This window comes from Clostridium pacaense, assembly GCF_020709765.2.
Taxonomy (GTDB): domain Bacteria; phylum Bacillota; class Clostridia; order Lachnospirales; family Lachnospiraceae; genus Enterocloster; species Enterocloster hominis.
This window is the reverse complement of sequence record NZ_JAJFEB020000271.1, coordinates 1-230: the sequence shown is the minus strand read 5'-3', so window position 1 is coordinate 230 and position 230 is coordinate 1. Positions and strand designations below refer to the sequence as shown.

At 51.3% G+C, this 230-nt stretch carries 1 protein-coding gene; it reads left to right on the top strand.

All coding sequences use genetic code 11. The features are described from left to right. A partial coding sequence (locus LK536_RS59250) for a hypothetical protein (protein WP_506092394.1) occupies positions 1-230 on the top strand: 230 nt, incomplete at both ends.

Sequence of the window (230 nt, the reverse complement as noted above, 5' to 3'; positions counted from 1 at the left end):
GAAGATATGATTGGGGGCATGATTCCCAATGCGGCCTGTGTATGCGCAGGATACGGCGTCCATACATATCTTGTGGATACCCTGAAAAGCAACAGCAGAAAGACGGACATGATTGGTGATGATTTAAAAGCCCACGGTGTGAAGACAGAACTGCTCCGCTACCGTGAGGATATCCCGGACGCCAGGACGATCGGCATACTGACTGACAAGGAGCGCACCATACTGGTAGT